The organism is Clostridium fessum, assembly GCF_027698965.1.
GTDB lineage: Bacteria > Bacillota > Clostridia > Lachnospirales > Lachnospiraceae > Otoolea > Otoolea fessa.
The window spans coordinates 383,381-402,226 of the sequence record NZ_JAQEQF010000001.1; the positions used below are offsets into that span (position 1 = coordinate 383,381).

General features: G+C 52.6%; 16 protein-coding genes. 5 read left to right on the plus strand and 11 right to left on the minus strand.

Going from position 1 to position 18,846, the window contains the following annotated elements:
* The first annotated feature begins 13 nt into the window (after nt 1-13).
* From PG862_RS01855 to PG862_RS01865, 3 genes are all read left to right on the plus strand, one after another.
* The gene (locus PG862_RS01855) at nt 14-1,060 is read left to right on the plus strand and encodes an ABC transporter substrate-binding protein (protein ID WP_270487331.1); all 1,047 of its coding nucleotides are present in this window, start codon (nt 14-16) and stop codon (nt 1,058-1,060) included.
* 167 nt (nt 1,061-1,227) lie between these two features.
* Nucleotides 1,228-2,148, plus strand: a complete 921-nt coding sequence (locus tag PG862_RS01860) for an ABC transporter permease (protein ID WP_118691613.1) — start codon at nt 1,228-1,230, stop codon at nt 2,146-2,148.
* Entirely contained in the window at nt 2,142-2,942 is an 801-nt protein-coding gene (locus tag PG862_RS01865) for an ABC transporter ATP-binding protein (RefSeq protein ID WP_022358462.1), read from the plus strand. Before PG862_RS01860 ends, PG862_RS01865 begins: the two co-directional genes overlap by 7 nt.
* Nucleotides 2,943-3,034: 92 nt before the next feature.
* Here PG862_RS01865 and rsmA read toward each other — a convergent pair whose 3' ends face one another.
* From rsmA to metG, 3 genes are all read right to left on the minus strand, one after another.
* Nucleotides 3,035-3,892, minus strand: a complete 858-nt coding sequence (rsmA, locus tag PG862_RS01870) for a 16S rRNA (adenine(1518)-N(6)/adenine(1519)-N(6))-dimethyltransferase RsmA (RefSeq protein ID WP_118522242.1) — start codon at nt 3,890-3,892, stop codon at nt 3,035-3,037.
* A 69-nt stretch (nt 3,893-3,961) separates the two neighbouring features.
* On the minus strand, nt 3,962-4,729 hold the full coding sequence (locus PG862_RS01875; RefSeq protein WP_270706269.1) for a TatD family hydrolase: 768 nt from the start codon (nt 4,727-4,729) through the stop codon (nt 3,962-3,964).
* A 21-nt stretch (nt 4,730-4,750) separates the two neighbouring features.
* Nucleotides 4,751-6,742 carry a methionine--tRNA ligase gene (gene metG / locus PG862_RS01880; RefSeq protein ID WP_270706270.1) on the minus strand — a complete coding sequence of 664 codons (1,992 nt, stop codon included), beginning with the start codon at nt 6,740-6,742 and terminating at the stop codon, nt 4,751-4,753.
* A gap of 222 nt (nt 6,743-6,964) precedes the next feature.
* Between metG and PG862_RS01885 the strand changes: the two genes are divergently transcribed.
* Nucleotides 6,965-8,809 (plus strand): DUF885 domain-containing protein, encoded by a 1,845-nt coding sequence (locus tag PG862_RS01885; RefSeq protein WP_270706272.1) that lies wholly within the window; start codon nt 6,965-6,967, stop codon nt 8,807-8,809.
* A 73-nt stretch (nt 8,810-8,882) separates the two neighbouring features.
* On the opposite strand, the gene PG862_RS01890 is transcribed toward PG862_RS01885, so the two are convergent.
* The 4 genes from PG862_RS01890 to PG862_RS01905 all read right to left on the minus strand — a co-directional run bounded on the left by PG862_RS01890 (nt 8,883) and on the right by PG862_RS01905 (nt 11,549).
* Nucleotides 8,883-9,416, minus strand: coding sequence for a GerMN domain-containing protein (locus PG862_RS01890; protein WP_270706273.1), 534 nt, complete (start codon nt 9,414-9,416; stop codon nt 8,883-8,885).
* Nucleotides 9,417-9,527: 111 nt separating this feature from the next.
* The gene (locus PG862_RS01895) at nt 9,528-9,968 is read right to left on the minus strand and encodes a MarR family winged helix-turn-helix transcriptional regulator (protein WP_408639984.1); all 441 of its coding nucleotides are present in this window, start codon (nt 9,966-9,968) and stop codon (nt 9,528-9,530) included.
* A 238-nt stretch (nt 9,969-10,206) separates the two neighbouring features.
* Complete coding sequence (locus PG862_RS01900; RefSeq protein ID WP_270706275.1) at nt 10,207-10,743, minus strand: spore maturation protein; 537 nt, start codon at nt 10,741-10,743, stop codon at nt 10,207-10,209.
* Between the two features lie 164 nt (nt 10,744-10,907).
* Complete coding sequence (locus tag PG862_RS01905; protein ID WP_117796537.1) at nt 10,908-11,549, minus strand: nucleoside recognition domain-containing protein; 642 nt, start codon at nt 11,547-11,549, stop codon at nt 10,908-10,910.
* Nucleotides 11,550-11,829: 280 nt separating this feature from the next.
* Between PG862_RS01905 and PG862_RS01910 the strand changes: the two genes are divergently transcribed.
* Complete coding sequence (locus tag PG862_RS01910; RefSeq protein WP_117796538.1) at nt 11,830-13,704, plus strand: ABC-ATPase domain-containing protein; 1,875 nt, start codon at nt 11,830-11,832, stop codon at nt 13,702-13,704.
* Between the two features lie 117 nt (nt 13,705-13,821).
* On the opposite strand, the gene PG862_RS01915 is transcribed toward PG862_RS01910, so the two are convergent.
* The 4 genes from PG862_RS01915 to fabF all read right to left on the minus strand — a co-directional run bounded on the left by PG862_RS01915 (nt 13,822) and on the right by fabF (nt 18,694).
* Nucleotides 13,822-14,928, minus strand: a complete 1,107-nt coding sequence (locus PG862_RS01915; protein ID WP_107000849.1) for an NAD(P)H-dependent flavin oxidoreductase — start codon at nt 14,926-14,928, stop codon at nt 13,822-13,824.
* 61 nt (nt 14,929-14,989) lie between these two features.
* Nucleotides 14,990-16,882 (minus strand): acetyl-CoA carboxylase, carboxyltransferase subunit beta, encoded by a 1,893-nt coding sequence (gene accD, locus PG862_RS01920; protein WP_118651585.1) that lies wholly within the window; start codon nt 16,880-16,882, stop codon nt 14,990-14,992.
* A gap of 20 nt (nt 16,883-16,902) precedes the next feature.
* Complete coding sequence (gene fabZ, locus PG862_RS01925) at nt 16,903-17,325, minus strand: 3-hydroxyacyl-ACP dehydratase FabZ (RefSeq protein WP_022359380.1); 423 nt, start codon at nt 17,323-17,325, stop codon at nt 16,903-16,905.
* A 124-nt stretch (nt 17,326-17,449) separates the two neighbouring features.
* Nucleotides 17,450-18,694, minus strand: a complete 1,245-nt coding sequence (gene fabF / locus PG862_RS01930; protein WP_118493605.1) for a beta-ketoacyl-ACP synthase II — start codon at nt 18,692-18,694, stop codon at nt 17,450-17,452.
* Nucleotides 18,695-18,846: the final 152 nt, after the last annotated feature.

An 18,846-nucleotide genomic window follows, 5' to 3' on the forward strand; every position in this document is an offset into this window, starting at 1 on the left:
GGAGAAAATGACTATGAAAAAGAATCTGAAAAAATTATTTGCACTTGGATGCACCGCAGCCCTGACACTGACAACCGCAGGATGCTCTTCCAGCACATCCAGCAACGCTTCCGAAGCAGACACCACCGCTGAAACCTCTCAGGAAGCTTCCGCGGACAAAGAAATTTATAATGTAGCGATTGTCAAACAGCTCGACCACGCTTCCCTTGATGAGATTGCAAATGCAGTCGAGGCAGAGTTAGATAAAATCGCCGAGGATAACAATGTAACCATTCACTACGAGCTGTACTCCGGCCAGAATGACCAGACAACCTTAAAGCAGATTGGTGATCAGGCGGTTGCTGACGGTGTTGACGCCATCATCCCGATTGCGACCCTGGCTGCACAGGTAGCGACCGTATCCGCACAGCAGACCCAGACACCGGTTGTCTACGCCGCTGTTTCCGATCCGGAAGCCGCTGAGCTGACCGGCATCGACTATGTAACCGGTACCAGCGATGCGCTGAACACCGAGAAAATCATGGATATGATTTTTGCCGCAAACCCAGATGTTAAAAATGTGGGGCTTTTATATTCCTTATCCGAGGCAAACTCAACCAAACCGATCGCGGATGCAAAGGCATACTTAGACGAAAAAGGCATCTCCTACACCGAGCAGACTGCAAATACCAACGACGAAGTAATTACCGCTGCCTCCTCCCTGGTTGCTGACAAAGTAGACGCTGTCTTCACTCCTACCGACAATGTCATCATGGCAGCTGAGCTGGCTATCTTCAAGGATCTGGCCGATGCAGGCATCCCGCACTATGCCGGCGCTGATTCCTTCGTCCGCAATGGTGCATTTGCCACCTGCGGCGTCAACTACACGGCTCTTGGTACACAGACCGCTGACCTTGCTTATCAGGCAATCACCGAAGGCATGGACGGCATGGAAGACTACTACACCGCAGAAGGCGGCATCGTAACCGTAAATACCGAGACTGCCAAAGCCCTGAATATCGACACAGCTGTATTCAAAGATTTTGGCGATGTTGTAGAGGTTACGACCACCGAGGACTAATACCCCTCATCCGGCGGCACTTTGATTTTCATTTGACTGACTTTCATGTACTCTCAGAACCGTAAGACAGACCAGACGCCAGCCGCATCCCCCGCTTACCACGCGGCTGGCGCATCTGCCTTATGAACGCTCTGGGAGTACAAATCATTCTACGGAGGTAATTTCCCATGCTTCATATTTTACAAACCGCTCTGGAACTGGGATTTCTGTATGCGCTGGTGCCGATGGCGCTGTTCTTGAGTTTCCGCATACTGGACATCGCGGATATGACGACGGACGGCTGTTTCGTCCTCGGCACAGCGGTATCCGTCACAATGGCTGCGGCAGGGCATCCATTCCTCGCGGTTCCGGCTGCCATGCTTGCAGGCATCTGCGCCGGATTTGTTACCGCATTTCAGCAGACCCGTCTCGGCGTGCCGTCCATTCTCGCCGGTATCATCACCAATATGGGACTCTACACCATCAATCTGATGGTAATGGGCTGGAGTGCCAACGTGAGTCTTTTAAAGACAGAGACCATCTTTTCCCTGCTTCAGAAAACCGGTATCGGGGGTGACTGGTATGAAGCACTTCTGGCAATCTGCGTAACTGTGCTTGCGGGCGCACTGCTCGTCTATTTTCTCGGTACCCGTCTGGGACTCTCCATCCGGGCAACCGGCAACAACATTGACATGGTGCGCGCCTCCTCGATCAACCCGACATTTACCATTACGGTCGGCTTATGCATCGCCAATGCGCTGACCGCACTCTCCGGCGCAATGGTCGGTCAGTACCAGAATACCGCCGACATCAACGGCGGCACGGGTATCGTCGTGATCGGTCTTGCCTGCCTGATCATCGGTGAAACCGTCCTCGGACGCCGCGGCGTGGCAAGAGGTGTCATCGCCACCGTCATCGGTTCGATTATTTACCGTTTTATCTACGCTATCGTCCTGTATACAAAAATCATGCCTGTACAGGGGCTGAAACTGATCACCGCTGTGATCGTAGCGCTGGCAATCGCATTTCCGACGATCCGGAAATGGGCGGCATTCCAGACACGTAAAAATGCAGCGGCACGCCGGAAGGGAGGACACGGAGCATGTTAAATATTCAGTCGATATCAAAAACCTTTAATCCGGGAACTGTCAACGCCAAACAGGCGCTCTCCGGGCTGTCCCTGCATCTGGATCACGGAGATTTCGTGACAATCATTGGCTCCAACGGCGCCGGAAAATCGACCCTGTTCAATGCGATTGCCGGCAGCTTCTACGTCGATGACGGCTTTATCGAGCTGGACGGCGAGGACATCACCTATATGCCGGAGCACAAGCGCAGCCTGATGGTCGGCCGCCTCTTCCAGGACCCGTTAAAGGGAACGGCGCCGGGCATGACGATCGAAGAAAATCTTGCCCTCGCCTATCTGCGGACTGCAAAGGGGAAATCTCCATTTTCCCGCATTTCCAAGAAAGATAAAGATGCGTTCCGCGAACGCCTCTCCCTCTTAAATATGGGGCTTGAAGACCGGATGACCCAGCCGGTCGGACTTCTCTCCGGCGGTCAGCGCCAGGCGCTCACCCTGCTCATGGCAACCCTCATCACGCCGAAGCTTCTGCTGCTCGATGAGCACACTGCCGCCCTCGATCCGGGAACAGCTGAAAAAGTACTGGAGCTGACGAAAAATATCGTTGCTGAGGAGAAAATCACCTGCCTGATGATCACCCACAATATGAACCAGGCTCTGGAGCTCGGAAACCGCACGCTCATGATGGCAAACGGAAATATCGTGCTCGACGTCGGCGGCGCAGAGCGCGCTTCCATGACTGTCGAGGATCTGATCGCCCGCTTCAAGACCGGCGCAGGCCACGCGCTGGATAATGACCGGATTTTATTATCGGAATAATTTTAAAAAAGCAAAAAATTCAAAAAGTCCCATCCTTTCAGATTTGAATCTGCATAAGGATGGGACTTTTTTATATTTCTCTTATCCAATTTCTATTTCCCAAGCACATCCGAAAGCGCTGCAAACTGCGCCAGCGTCAGCGTCTCGCCGCGCACGGACGGGGAAAGTCCCAGCGACTCGATTGCGGCTGCGATCTCTTCCTTGCTAAAGGAGAGATCCTGCGCGTTGGAAAGCCCGTTCTGCAGGGTTTTCCGGCGCTGGTTGAAGGACGCGCGGATGAGACGGAACATTAAATCTTTATCCTTTACCTCCACCGGCGGCTTCGCATGGCGGGTCAGACGGATGACCGCTGAGCCGACATTCGGACGCGGAATGAAACAGTTCGGCGGCACATTTGCCACGATGTATGGCTCGGCATAATACTGAACCGCCAGCGACAGCGCGCCGTAATCCTTCGAGCCCGGACCAACCTGCATCCGGTCTGCGACCTCTTTCTGCACCATAACCGTAATATTGTCGATCGGCGCGCCGCTCTCAAACAGCCCCATGATGATCGGGGTCGTGATATAGTACGGCAGGTTCGCCACGACCTTAACCGGACGTCCGCCGCCTTTTTCTTCCGCCATTTTTTTTATGTCAATCTTTAAAATATCTTCATTGATAACAGTTACATTTTCGCAGTCCTGAAGCGTATCTTTTAAGATCGGAATCAGATTTGTGTCGATCTCCACGGCGATGACCTGTCCTGCCGCCTGTGAAAGGCGCTGTGTCATCGTACCGATGCCAGGACCGACTTCCAGGACGGTGTCCTCCTTGGTCATGCCCGCCGCTGAGATAATCTTGTCCAGCACGTGCGTATCAATCAGAAAATTCTGACCGAATTTTTTCTGGAAAGCAAAATTGTATTTCTGTATTACTTCGATTGTATTCTTCGGGTTTCCAAGATCCATTCCGAAAATCCTTTCCCGGAGTCCGGAACCTGACCGAGACACCACCCAGCCAGATTCCTCCTCTCTTCTTTACATTAACCGGTACAGCCTCCGCGCATTCTCTTCAGTCGCACGGACGATCTCTTCCGGTGTACATTTCTTGATTTCTGCCAGCTTTTCCGCCACATATGGCAGGTTCAGTGAGGAGTTGCGTTTGCCGCGGTTGGGAACCGGAGCGAGGTAGGGGCAGTCGGTTTCGAGTACCAGACGGTCGAGCGGCGCCATCTCGGCTACTTCCAGAAGCTTTTTCGCGTTCTTGAAGGTCAGTACGCCGCCGATGCCTAAGTAAAAGCCCATCTTTAAATACTCTGCCGCCATCTCTTTTCCATAGGAGAAGCAATGAATCACACCGCCTATCTCCCCGGAGTGCTCTTCCTTCATGATATCGAGCGTATCCTTCGCCGCGTCGCGGCTGTGGATGATGACTGGAAGCTTTAATTCCCGCGCCAGATTTAACTGGCGGTGGAACCATTTCTTCTGGGTCTCATGATCCGGCTCTTCCCAGTAATAGTCGAGACCGATCTCGCCGATCGCCACGATCTTCCCGGACTGTGCCAGCACACGGAGTTCGGCAAATTTTTCCTCGTCAAGCTCCGCCGTGCTGCTCGGATGGACACCTGCTGCCCCATAGATAAACGGATATTTTTCCGTCAGGGCAATCGTCGTCTTCGTGCTTTCCATATCCGCGCCGACATTGACGACCGTGCCGATCCCGCCTGCTGCCAGACCGGAAAGCAGTTCTTCCCGGTCCCCGTCAAACGCCTCATCATCGTAATGAGCGTGTGTATCAAATATCATATAAGTTATATTCCTTTTTTCTTAGCAGATCTCCGCACCCGCCGGCATCTCTTTCTCCGTTGTCATCAGGGACAGCTTTCCGTCTGCATCCTCGGCACACAAAATCATGCCCTCGGAGAGCAGACCTGCCAATTTCGCCGGTTTTAAGTTGGTCACAACCATGACTCTCTTGCCGACCATCTCCTCCGGGGAGTAGGAATGCTTGATGCCGCTGATGATCTGGCGCACTTTGCTTCCGACCTGAACCTGGGAGCAGAGAAGCTTCTTGGACTTCGGAACTGCCTCGCAGGAGAGGATCACGCCAACCTGGAACTGCAGTTTTGCAAAATCATCGTAGGTAATCTCTGCTTTCGGCTCGATATCGATGCCCTCGGCTTTCTCGTCCTCTTCCTTCTCCGGCTCTGCCTTTGCAGCAACTGCCTTCTTCTGCTCTTCCTGGATAACTTTGACTTTCTTCATCACATCGTCGAGTTTCAGGCGGGCAAAGAGAACCTCCGGCTCCTCAGTCACCTTATTTCCGGACGGATAACGGCCAAATTCATCCATCTGTGGCAGTTCACGTTTTACGGTATTTAATTCTTTTAAGATCTTCTCCGAGGTCTCCGGCATGAAGGATTCAAGCAGGGACGCACCGATCGTGATAGACTCAACCAGGTTGTAGAGAACCGTTGCAAGACGATCCTGCTTGTCCTCTTCCTTTGCCAGAATCCACGGGGTTGTCTCGTCAATGTATTTGTTGCTGCGGCGGAAAATATTGAAGATCTCGGTGATCGCATCGGCAACGCGCAGCTTATCCATTTTCTCATCGACCTTGCGGACTGCTTCCAGCACTACCTTCTTCAGATCCTCGTCCACCGGCTCCGTCACGCCCTTGTCGTCTACCACGCCGCCAAAGTACTGGTTCGTCATCGATACCGTTCTCTTTACGAGGTTGCCGAGGATATTTGCCAGATCCGAGTTCAGTCTCTCTACCATCAGCTCCCAGGTAATAACGCCGTCGTTCTCAAACGGCATCTCATGCAGAACGAAGTAGCGGACTGCATCCACGCCAAAGAAATCAACCAGTGTATCGGCGTAAATCACATTTCCCTTGGATTTACTCATCTTGCCGTCGCCCTGTAACAGCCACGGATGACCAAATACCTGCTTTGGAAGCGGCAGGTCGAGTGCCATCAAAAAGATCGGCCAGTAAATGGTATGGAAACGGATAATATCCTTACCAATCAGATGCAGGTCTGCCGGCCAGTATTTCTTGAACAACTCGCCGCTCTCGCCGTCGCAGTCATATCCAAGACCGGTGATATAATTGGTCAGTGCATCCAGCCATACATATACAACGTGCTTCGGGTCGAAATCAACCGGAATCCCCCATTTAAAGGAAGTACGGGAAACACACAGATCCTGCAGGCCCGGAAGCAGGAAGTTGTTCATCATCTCATTTTTACGGGAAACCGGCTGGATGAACTCCGGGTGCTCATTGATATAATCGATAAGTCTCTGCGCATATTTGCTCATACGGAAGAAATATGCCTCTTCCTTCGCCGGCTGTACCGGGCGTCCGCAGTCCGGGCATTTGCCGTCTACGACCTGGGACTGGGTCCAGAAGGACTCGCACGGGGTACAGTAAAGTCCCTCGTAGCAGCTCTTGTAAATATCGCCCTGATCATAGAGCTTCTTGAAAATCTTCTTTACCTGCGCCTCATGATCCTCGTCGGTGGTGCGGATAAATTTGTCGTAGGATGTATTCATCAGATCCCAGATCGTCTTGATCTCACCCGCCACGTTATCGACAAACTGCTTCGGCGTGATGCCAGCCTCAGCTGCCTTTAACTCGATCTTCTGACCATGCTCATCGGTGCCCGTCTGGAAACGCACATCGTAGCCCTGCGCTCTCTTGTAGCGCGCAATGCTGTCCGCCAGCACGATCTCATAGGTATTTCCGATATGCGGTTTGCCCGATGTATAGGCAATCGCAGTTGTTATATAGTAAGGTTTCTTACAGTTCTGACACATTTATCATGCCCTCCTTATTAAAATTGCGCTTTAAATTGTGTTCTTCACAAAAAAAGCCTCTAACCGCCCATGGTTTTCCATCTGCGATTAAAGGCAAGCCACCTTCTTTTCTCTGCCTTTTCTTCATATATAAATATATAGATTAAGTCTATCTGTTTTGCATCCCTTTGTCAAGTATGGTATACTTGCAGACATATATATTTGTTTTGGAGGTATTATATTATGCAGAAACGCTTTTCCTTCCCGCCCCTGCCGCGCACAGCGCTCGCGATCGCTGCAGCTGCTGCCCTGGCGCTCTCCGGATGCGCTGGTTCTTCCGGCTCAGGAACCCCCGCCGAATCCTACGCCGCTTCCGGGCAGACTGGTTCTCCTTCCAATGCATCGTCCGATGCTGCCAGCGAACAGGCGCGTTTTGATGCGTTTCTGGCACACCAGTTTCAAGAAAGCGTGCAGGATGATCCGCTCTCCCTTCATTTTCTTGTCCGGAATCCGGAAAATTACGGTATCACCGAACCGGAGATGAAATTTCCAGAATATTCCCTGGAACAGCTTCAAAAAGATTCCGAGGAAAACGCGGCCATTCTTGAGGAACTTTCTTCCTTCGATACCTCTCTCTTGACCTCCGACCAGCTCTTCACCTACCGGATGATGAAGGACACACTGGAGACGGAAGCCGGCTCGAAGGGACTGGAACTCTACAATCAGCCGTTAAGCGCCCTGATCGGCACGCAGGCGGAACTTCCGACCTTATTAGCCGAATATACATTTTACAACCGTGCCGACATCGACCATTACCTGGCACTGCTTTCGCAGATCGACACATATTACAAGCAGCTCGCAGCGTATGAACAGGCGCAGGCAGACGCCGGTCTCGCACCGTCCGACGACACTATCGACCGGATTTTAAAATCCTGTAAAAGCTACCTCATCCGCCCGGAAAACAGCCTGCTGACGGAAACATTTGCCTCCCGCTTAAATGCGGTTGAGGGCTTAAGCAATGCAGAAAAGGCGTCCTACAAAGCAAAACATCTGACCATTTTAAAGGAACACTTTATCCCGGCATATACAAACCTCTCTAAAGCACTGGAATCGCTCAAGGGCTCCCATCCGGAGGCAGGAGGACTTAGCACCTACGAACACGGCAGGGAGTATTATGCCTATCTTGCGGCGGCGCTGACCGGCACAGATTCTTCGGTCGATGCGCTCAAAACGCGGATTGAGAAGCAGATGCAGGCAGATTTATCCGAAATCCGCGTCCGCTTAAAGGAACATCCGGAACTCGTCCGGCAGATGACCGACTCTGCCATCACACTCTCCGATCCGGATGAGATCCTTCAGAATTTACAGACGCAGATTCAGGATGATTTCCCGGCGCTTACAGATACCTCCTACGCGATCAAATACGTCCCGGAAGCGCTGGAATCTTCCCTGTCCCCGGCGTTTTTCCTCGTACCGCCGATCGATTCCGACGGTTCCAACACCATTTACATCAACGAAAAAGCAAGCACTGAGCAGAACCTCTACACCATGCTGGCGCACGAGGGCTATCCGGGGCATCTCTACCAGTCGGCTTATTTCAATGACCGGGAGCCGGTTCCGGTACGGCGGCTTCTTGCCTGCGGCGGCTACAACGAAGGCTGGGGACTCTACAGCGAACTGTACGCCTACTCCTTCGACAACGGACTGCCGGAAGCGGTCAAACCGCTGATGCGCTGCAGCGAAGCCAGCAGCTACGGGCTGTACGCGCTTCTCGACATCTGCATCCACTATGATGGCTGGGATCTCGCCACAACCACCAGTTATCTGGAAAATTCCTACGGATTTACGGATCCGGAATCCGCGCGCGAGATATACCTGGCAATCATTGATAATCCGGGCAATTACCTGAAATACTATACCGGCTATCTGGAAATCCTGACCATGCGCCAGGAAGCCGAGGAGGTACTTGGAAACAAATTCAACACCAAGAGCTTCCACCAGTTCATCCTGAACATGGACGGCGCTTCCTTCCGGGTCATCAAACCGTATTTTCAAACATGGCTGATGACGGAGAAATTACACGTATAAGAGAAAAAGAGCGGTATCTCCCTGTATGCATCCGCAGACTTCAGGGATCCCGCTCTTTTCGCATTTTCATGCTTTAGTTTACTTTCTTGTAATTCTTCTCAAAGCTCATCGGACCGTCGCCGATCTTCTCGCCTGCTACGCTCAACTCCAGCGTCTTTGCCTCGTAGTTCTGGATAAATGTATTGGCAATGGCCATGACAACCAGCTTGTCAGAGGACTCCTTTAAGGAGGAGAGATCCAGCGTCAGGGCGCCGTCCTTCTGCTCAAATTTATCCACGGTGATTCCCTCTTCAATGACGCCCACCTCTGCCATCTTATCAAGCAGTTCCTGTGCATCCAGCTCATCGCCGTCAATGCCATCCATATTCTGTTTTAAGCCGCTCTTATCAGATTTTACAGAATATACGCAAACAGTTACCGTCGGATCTGCATCCGTTACCACCATGCTTTCTTTCTCAGCCACGCCGTCTACAGTCTCCTGCTGCGCCGCACCTGCCGGGGCAGTTCCATGTTCGCTGGTTTCTCCTGTATTTCTTGCCGTCGGCGCACATGCGCCCAGAGCAGCTGCCATCATAAGACCAGCTGCCATTACCATAAATTTCTTCATAATGTACCTCCTTGTATTCTCCTCGCAGCAGTTGCTTCACGGTTTTCGCAACCGTTTTTGTCTTTCACACCTGTTTCCATCCAGTGCAGACTACATCCATTCTTTTTACCGCTACCCATCCTTACTCCTAAACCACTGATTCAGCTTCATCAGCGCCTTTACCAACGTCTGCATCTCATCTTCCGACAGATCGCTTGTCAGGCTCTCGATCATCTCCCGGTGGAACCGGGCGTGATGCCCATACGCTTTTCTGCCCCGCTCTGAAAGAGAAATATATACGACCCGCCGATCCTCGAGTCCCCGGCTTCGTTCCACATAGCCTTTTTTGACCAGGCTGTTCATGGCAATTGTGAGCGTTCCCACCGTAACGGACAGTTCTCTGGCAATCGATGACATATTTTTCGGTTCACCAATCCCGATCGCTTCGATCACATGCATATCGTTATTCGTGATGTCTTTAAACTCCGGCGTAATGATTACCTTCTGTTCTATGTCCATCACATCGCGGAACAGCGTCACCAGAAGCTCATTCAGCGTCTCATAATTTCCCACAGTTTTCCCTCTCATCCTTGGTTTCAGCGCGCAAAACGGCAATTTACCCTACCGATTATACAATATTCTGTGCGGCAAGACAACTAGCAAATTTCTTACATCTTCTCTTATACCATAGCACTTGTTACTGTTCACGCACACGTGCCCAGTAACGGAATTTGCCGTGGCTTCGCATTTAAATACGGCAAATTCCTGCTGCCACCACGTTTTCTTACGGCACTTTCGGTTCCAAAAGTGCCTACCCGTGAACAGTTACCATAGCACTACATAAGATACTCGCCACAAGCCCCGCGAACGTTGCAATCAGCGCCCCCGCAAGCGTCCATCGCGTCTTTGAGATCCGCACGGTCAGATAGTAGACACTCATCGTATAAAAAACCGTCTCCGTGCAGCTCTCAAGAACCGACACCATCATGCCGAGCCGCGAATCGGGTCCATACGTTTTAAAAACATCTAAGAGCAGCCCCGTCGCCGCCGAACTGGACACCAGACGCACCAGAAGCAGCGGAACCACCTGTGCCGGTATATGCAGTAATGCCGCCGGTTCCGCCAGCACCCCGGAGAGGAAATCGAGAAAACCGGAGGTCCGAAGCACGCCGACCGCCGCCATCAGTCCCACCAGCGTCGGCAGGATTCCAGCCACCGTTTTAAGCCCCGCAAGCGCCCCTTCGATAAAATCATCAAAAACCGGGCGTTTCTGAAGCACCGCAAACCCAACGATATAAAACAAAACAACCGGAACCAGGTATTCAGAGAGGTAATTGATGCAGCGCATTTGACGGCTCCCGTGTCTATACTTGTTTTATATGTATGGTTTGAATCCGCGTTCTATGATAACGGATCTGTTTCCAGAGTCCCTTATTTTAACAAGGGCATTATAGGGGATAAATTTGTTTTTTGTGTGAAATTTTCCCCCTACATGACGCCAAATTGCGTTTTCTATTTCCAGCCATCCTTTTTTATTGATTTATATTGCTTTCTCCTGCACATCACGCGGCACACCGCCACTCCTGCCAGCGTGCTGACACAGGTCGCCAGGAACGCCGGACCGGCCACTGCCAGCGGATGCGCCGATCCGTACTGGCTCCGGTAGGCGATCATATTGATAGGAATGAGCTGCAGCGATGAAATATTTACGACCAGAAACGTACACATTTCATCGCTCGCCGTTCCCTGTGTGACCGCCGCCGGATCCCCCGCCGCTCTCCGTTCCTCCTCCAATTCTTCCAGCTCCTTCATCGCCGTAAGCCCCGCCGGGGTCGCCGCCCAGCCAAGCCCCAGCATATTGGCAATCATATTGGCGGCCATCGAAGAAAGCGCCGGATGACCCGCTGGAATGCGTGGAAAGAGGAAATGAAGCACCGGCCGCATCCCCGCCGACAACTGCTCAATCAGCCCCGCCCGCCGTCCGATCTCCAAAATTCCCGTCCAGAATGCCATCACCCCCAGCATCGTGATTCCCAGCGAGACTGCATCCCCCGCCGCTGCAAGCATTCCCTCCGTCACCGCCCCCAGCGTCCCATGCACCGCCGCCCAGCCAAGCCCCGTAAGCATCATAAACGCCCAGAGTGCATTTAACATGCATCTACCTCCCTGCTGTCATATGGTACGCTCAGAACATTTTATACTCAGACAAGTATAAAAAGACGCCAAATATACACCATCATAAATAGATACAATTATATCGTTTCTTTTCGTCCATTCCGCTTGCATTTCAGAATTTGGATCTTTAAAATAAGAACTATCATCTCCTTCACATGACAGACATTCTTTGAAAAAGGTCATTTTATATGGATTCTCCTGCCAAAAACCGTGAAGGCATTGAAATATGATTTAATATTATGAAAACGAGGTATTCAGAATGAAACAATCCGCAGATTTAAAGCGTCTCCTCACCTCCATCGATCACAAAAGCTATCCGGCTTACAAGGATGTGCGCGGCGCTTATGATTTTAATACGTATATTTTATCCATCGACCATGTACAGGGTGACCCGTTTGCATCTCCTTCCAAGGTCAGTGTCCAGGTCCGCCACGCGAAAGCCGGATTTCCGGCAGAACTCTTTGATACGCCATGGAAAAAAACAGCGCTTGAAGATTACCTGCTCCGCTGTTTTTCCCGTGAAATCGGTCGTCTTTCTTTCAAGGCAAAAGGTTCTGGAAAAAGTGGTCTGATCGCCACCAGCCGCCCCGGTCAGGAGGTCCTCTCCCGGACCGCCTGCGAGATCGGGAGAAATGAGATTACAGCCCGTTTTGAGGTTGGTTTCCCGGCATTCGGGCGCACCATCAACTCAGGTGAACTGATCCGGATTTTCTTTGATTTTCTTCCAGGCTGTGTCGAAAACGTCTTTTTCTACCGCCGCCAGAACAACGCCGAAATCAAAAAACGCATCACGCTGGCAGACGACCAGCAATTTATCCGCAATGAGCTGAAACGCTTGGACCTCGTCTCCTTCGTCGCAGACGGCTCAATCCTGCCGCGTGAAACCGGCGTCTCCGACCGTCCGATGAAGGGCAGTGTGGCGTTCCATTCTCCAGATTCCTTAAGAATCACTCTGAATCTTCCGGGACACGGTCCGATCTCCGGCATGGCAATCCACCGCGGCATCACCCTGATCGTAGGCGGCGGCTACCACGGCAAATCCACACTGCTAAAAGCGCTGGAATCCGGCGTATACAACCATATTCCGGGGGATGGACGTGAATATGTCATCACCGATGAAACCGCAGTCAAGCTGCGCGCCGAGGATGGACGCAGCATCAACCACGTTGATATTTCCCTCTTTATCCGGGATCTGCCGAACAAAAAAGACACCACCTGCTTTTCCACCGCCGATGCCAGCGGCAGTACCTCCCAGGCGGCAGCCGTGATCGAAAGCATTGAAGCAGGAACCCGCGCTTTCCTGATCGACGAGGACACCTCCGCTACCAACTTCATGCTGCGGGACGACCTGATGCAGCGCATCGTCAGCCGCGATAAAGAGCCGATCACCCCGTTCATCGAACGCGCCCGCGATCTCTACAAGCAGGCAGGCATCTCCACCGTCCTCGTAGCTGGAAGCTCCGGCGCCTACTTCTTCATCGCAGACACTATTATCCAGATGGATGCATACCGCCCGTTTGATATCACGGAGATGGTAAAAAATGCCTGCGAACAGGGGGCTTCCAAACCCGCCATCCAGGCGCCTGGGTTCAAGCTCCCGACGGCTGGACGGAAGCTGGCGGCTGGCGGAACAGGACGGGCTGTGGGCGCGATGGCGCTGGATTTTGGCGACAGCCGCGCAGAAGCTGGCGGTGAATCTCAGGAAGAGGGCGAAAACAGCGGTCGTTCTGGATGGTTTGGCAATCGCGGCGGCAGCGCCTCCGATGCAGGTCGCTTTGAACGCGGTCGCGGAGGACGCCGCGAAGCTGACCGAAATTCCGACCGGAACACGCGTATCAAAGTCCGTGTCCACGACAAACACTCTTTCCAGGTTGCCAAAGAGCCGGTCGATCTGCGCTTCGTCGAACAGCTTGCCGACAGCGAGCAGACCGCCGCACTTGCCCAGATGGTGCGCTACTGCCTGGAAAAAGGGCTTCTGGAGCGCTGCACCGTACAGGAAACGGTTGCCACACTCTTAAAAGCCTATGAAGCAGACGGGCTCTCTGTGTTCAGCGATGCTTCATATGCCGCCATGGGACTGGCAATGCCGCGCGTGCAGGAGATTTATGCTTGTTTAAATCGTTTTAGGGGATGATTGGATACACAAAAGAGGGCTGCATTTTGCAAGCCCTCTCTTTATATTTTTGCATTTTACACTGAACTATTTGCAAATTTCATCTTGGCTCATCCCTGAACCCTGCCAAAATCTATCCTACCCTTCGCACAGCGCCCGCATCACGCCCTCAACCGTCTCTATCTTCTCTGCTCTCCACGCGTTTCCGCCGCAGAAAATCAGAGCATGATCTTCATCACCGCGGGCGGCATTGACGAGTGCCTGCGTGATGCAGTATGGGATCTTCGCCGGATCACAGTGTTCCAGACACTGGTAACAGTGTGTCACTGCCTGTCTTCCTTTTTCCAGTTCTTTTAAGAACGCATTCTTGATCGCACGTCCCGGCATGCCGACCGGACTTTTGACAATCACGATGTCCTCTTCCTTCGCATCCAGATATGCCTGCTTATATGCCATCGGTGCATCGCATTCCTCGGTTGTCACAAAACGGGTTGCCACCTGCACGCCGTCCGCGCCAAGCTCCATCTGGTGCATCACATCCGCATGGTCGTAGATGCCGCCAGCCGTCACAACCGGAATCGATTTGCCATATTTCTGCGCGTATTTTTTAACCAGCGCGATAATTCCCCGCACTTCCTCGTCATATTCCGCCTGATGGAATGTCTCGGCTGCGTGCGGCGTGTCTACCTCCAGCTCGGTCAGCTTCTCACGGTCAAATCCCAGATGTCCGCCCGCCAGAGGTCCCTCAACGACCACCAGATCCGGTGCGGTCTGGTACTTGCGGTCCCACATCCGACAGATGACCGTCGCCGCCTTAACGGAGGAAACGATCGGCGCAATCTTCGTCGCCGTCCCTTTCACATACTCCGGCAGGGAAACAGGAAGTCCTGCGCCCGATATGATCAGGTCAGCGCCCGCCTTGACCGCCGTTTTAACGTACTCCGCATAGTTTTTCGTTGCCACCATGATATTAAAGCCCACGATGCCGCCCTTCGCGATCGCGCGCGCCTTCTGTAACTCTGAACCGATCGCGCGCAGGTTTGCCTCCTGAGGATGTTCGGCAAAATCCGGCTCCCGGAAACCGATCTGGGCAGTGGAAATAATGCCGATGCCGCCAGCCCCCGCCACGGCTCCTGCCAGCGAGGACAGGCTGATGCCAACCCCCATACCGCCCTGGATGATCGGAAGCTTCGCCGTCAGATCACCAATTTTCAGCGGTTTTAACTGTGATAAAATTGTACTCATACGATCTCCTATATTCACAAAGGGGACCGCCGCGCGGCAACCCCCTTTCAATATCTATTTTTTAGATTTTTCTAAAACGTTCATACCGCTGCTCCGCGATCTCATCCGGTGTCTTTTCCGCGCAGGACTGGAAGAACTCACGCATATGGCGGTCGATGATGCGTCCGATCTCCTCGATGTTGTCATCAGTTGCCGGCTCATCCTCGCAGATAATGCGCTCGATCATGCCAAGCTCATACAGATCCTCTGCCGTCATCTTCATGACCTTCGCCGCCTCGCTGGCTCTCTTGGCATCTTTCCACAGAATCGAAGCAAAGCCCTCCGGAGAAAGGATCGAGTAGGTCGCATTCTCCATCATCCATACCTCGTTGGAAACCGCCAGCGCCAGTGCGCCGCCGCTGCCGCCCTGACCGGTGATAATCGCCAGAATCGGCACCTTCATATCCGACATCTCAAAGAGGTTGCGGGCAATCGCCTCGCCCTGGCCTCTCTCCTCTGCCTCCATACCCGGGAATGCACCTGGCGTATCGACAAAACAGATGATCGGACGGTTAAATTTCGCCGCCTGTTTCATCAGACGGAGCGCCTTTCTGTATCCTTCCGGAGACGGCATGCCGAAGTTGTGCTTCATGCTGTCTTTCGGGGATTTACCTCTCTCCTGTCCAATGACTGTGACCGGCATTCCATAGAAGGATGCCACACCGCCGATGACCGCCATATCATCGCCATAATACCGGTCGCCGTGGAACTCGGTAAAATCGTCAAACAGGATCCGGATATAATCGCTGGCGTTCAGACGTCCGGCGCTACGGGACTGGCGTACTGCCTCCCAAGCGTCTCTCTCTCGGCCTGCGATCTTATTTAAGGTCTTCTGGCGCATGATACCGGAGAACGGTGCTTTCCGGCTCTTTAACTTGCCTTCCTCCACAGAAGCTGCTTTTTCTGCCCTGGATGCAGATGCCGCTTCTGTGTGGTTCTCCGCCTCGTCGTTCCATTTCTCCCAGCCATGCTCCTGGCTGTGAAGCTTCAAAATCTGTCCCAGAACACGCTTCTGATCTTTTCTTTCCACGATCTGATCCACAAAACCGTGTGTCAGCTGGAACTCGGCTCTCTGGAAGCCCTCCGGGAGCTTCTGGCCGATCGTCTGCTCGATGACACGCGGACCCGCAAATCCAATCAGCGCTCCCGGCTCTGCCAGGATGATATCGCCCAGGGACGCAAAGCTTGCCGTTACGCCGCCGGTGGTCGGATCCGTCATAAAGCTTATGTAGAGAAGTCCCGCCTCGGAATGACGTTTTAAGGCTGCGGAAGTTTTCGCCATCTGCATCAGGGAGATCATGCCCTCCTGCATTCTCGCGCCGCCGGAGGCCGCGTAGATGATAACCGGAAGCCGTTCCTCGGTCGCACGCTCTACCGCACGGGCAATCTTCTCTCCCATGTTGTGACCCATGCTGCTCATCAGGAAACGGGAGTCGCAGACCGCAATCACAGTCTCATAACCGTGAATCTTTCCTTTACCAGTGACAACCGCCTCATTTAACTCGGTTTTCTCTCTGGCTGCCTCAACCTTGCCCTCATAGCCCGGAAATGCAAGCGGATTGACCACAGACATCTCCTTATCCCACTCTTCAAATGTGCCATCATCGATCAGCATCTCAATCCGGCGGTACGCATGCATCCGGAAATATCCGCCGCAGCGCGGGCACACATACAGGTTGTCCTTGACATCCTGCACCAGAATTGGTTTCTCACATTTATTACACTTACGCCATAAAGAACGCAGACTTTCCGGCGTCATCGCCGTCGGACGGCTCGGAATCTTCTCCGGTTTTTCCTGTGCTGCCTCTGCCGCCCTTTTATCTGCTTTCGCGCTCTCCGCACGGCTTACGCCGGCAGAACCGTGGTCGTTTGTATTGATCGAAGTATACGATTTCTTAAACAGATTTTTAAACATCTCTTATTCAACCTCACTTATTAGCCAATCATAAACGTCAGCTCTGCGGAAACAGCCAGCTTGCCATCGACGGTTGCCGTCGCACTTCCGATGCCGACCGGTCCTTTTCTCTTGATGATATGGCACTCCAGCTTTAACTTGTCGCCCGGAACTACCTTTTTCTTGAATTTTGCGTTGTTGATTGCCCCGAAATATGCCGTCCTGCCCTTATTTCCTTCTTCACTTAAAATCGCAACCGCGCCGACCTGCGCCAGCGCCTCCACGATCAGGACGCCCGGCATGACCGGCTCCTGCGGAAAATGACCTGCAAACCACGGCTCGTTGTATGTTACATTTTTATATCCAACCGCGCCCTCGCCCGGTGTCACTTCCTCGATACAGTCGATCAAAAGAAACGGATGACGGTGCGGGATGATCTCCTGGATCTCTTTAATTCCCATCATAATTTCAGTTACCTCTTTCGCTTTCCCAGACATCATTTTTGTATGCTGCAAGTCTCTTCCGCCAGCTCCAGTGCGCTGCTTCCAATCATTCAATCATCCACACAAAAACGTCCTCAAATTATATTTAGTCCTCAAATTTCTTGATTACCAGGCTGGCATTGACACCACCAAATCCCAGGGAGTTGGTCAGGGCATAGTGGATATCCATCGGAACACCCTCGCCCATCGTGTAATCCAGATCGCAGCCCTCGCCTGCCTCTTTTAAACCTGCGGTTGCGTGTACAAATCCATCCTCAATGGATTTCACGCAGGCGATAAACTCAACACCGCCCGCTGCACCTAAAAGATGTCCAATCATCGACTTAGTGGAGTTAATTTTTACCTTGTAAGCGTGGTCGCCCAGCGCTTTTTTCACTGCCATCGTCTCGAAGAGATCGTTATGGTGTGTACTGGTTCCATGTGCATTGATGTAATCAATCTTCTCCGGTGCGATACCTGCATCCTTGAGCGCCATCTCCATCGCATACGCTGCGCCGCTTCCATCCTCTGCCGGGGAAGTGATGTGGAATGCATCGTTGCTTCCGCCGTAGCCGACTACCTCTGCCAGAATCTTTGCGCCACGCTTCTGCGCGTGCTCTAAGGACTCCAGAACTACGATACCAGCGCCCTCGCCCATGACGAAACCATCGCGGTCCTTATCAAACGGACGGGATGCCGTCTCCGGGTCATCATTGGTAGAAAGAGCCGTCAGAGCCGCGAAACCTGCCATACCGAGCGGTGTGATCGCAGACTCGGTACCACCGGCTACCATCACGTCTGCCTCGCCGTACTGGATCGAGCGGAACGCCTCACCGATAGAGTTCGTACCGGTCGCACAGGCAGTTACCACGTTGATGGATTTGCCCTTTAAACCATACTGCATTGCCACATTGCCGACTGCCATGTTGCTGATCATCATCGGAACGAGCAGCGGGTTCACGCGGTTCGGTCCTTTTTCCAGCATTTTTTTGTGCTCACGTTCCATCGCCTGTAAGCTTCCGATACCGGAACCGATGCTGGTTCCCACGCGGAACGGATCCTCTTTTTCCATATCCAGGCCCGCCTGTGCGATCGCCTCACCGGCTGCCGCTACCGCATACTGGGAAAACGGCTCCATACGTCTCGCTGCCTTCGGATCCATGTATTTCTTCGGATCAAAATCCTTCACCTCGCCTGCCAGCTTTGCCTTATAATCGGTTGTATCAAAATATGTAATCGGCGCGATACCGACTTTTTTATCCTTTAATCCCTGCCAGAAGCTTGCTACGTCATTTCCAATCGGAGTGATCGCTCCCAGACCGGTTACTACTACACGTGTCTTATTTCCCATCTAAAAACCTGCCTTTCTATCGTCACAGTTCACACGTTGTGCAAACTGCGACACGATTTTGCCGATGCTTCGCATTCCAAATCGGCAAAATCTGCTGCCACTACGTTATCGTACGCCACTTTCGGTTCCAAAAGTGCCTATCTGTAAAGCAC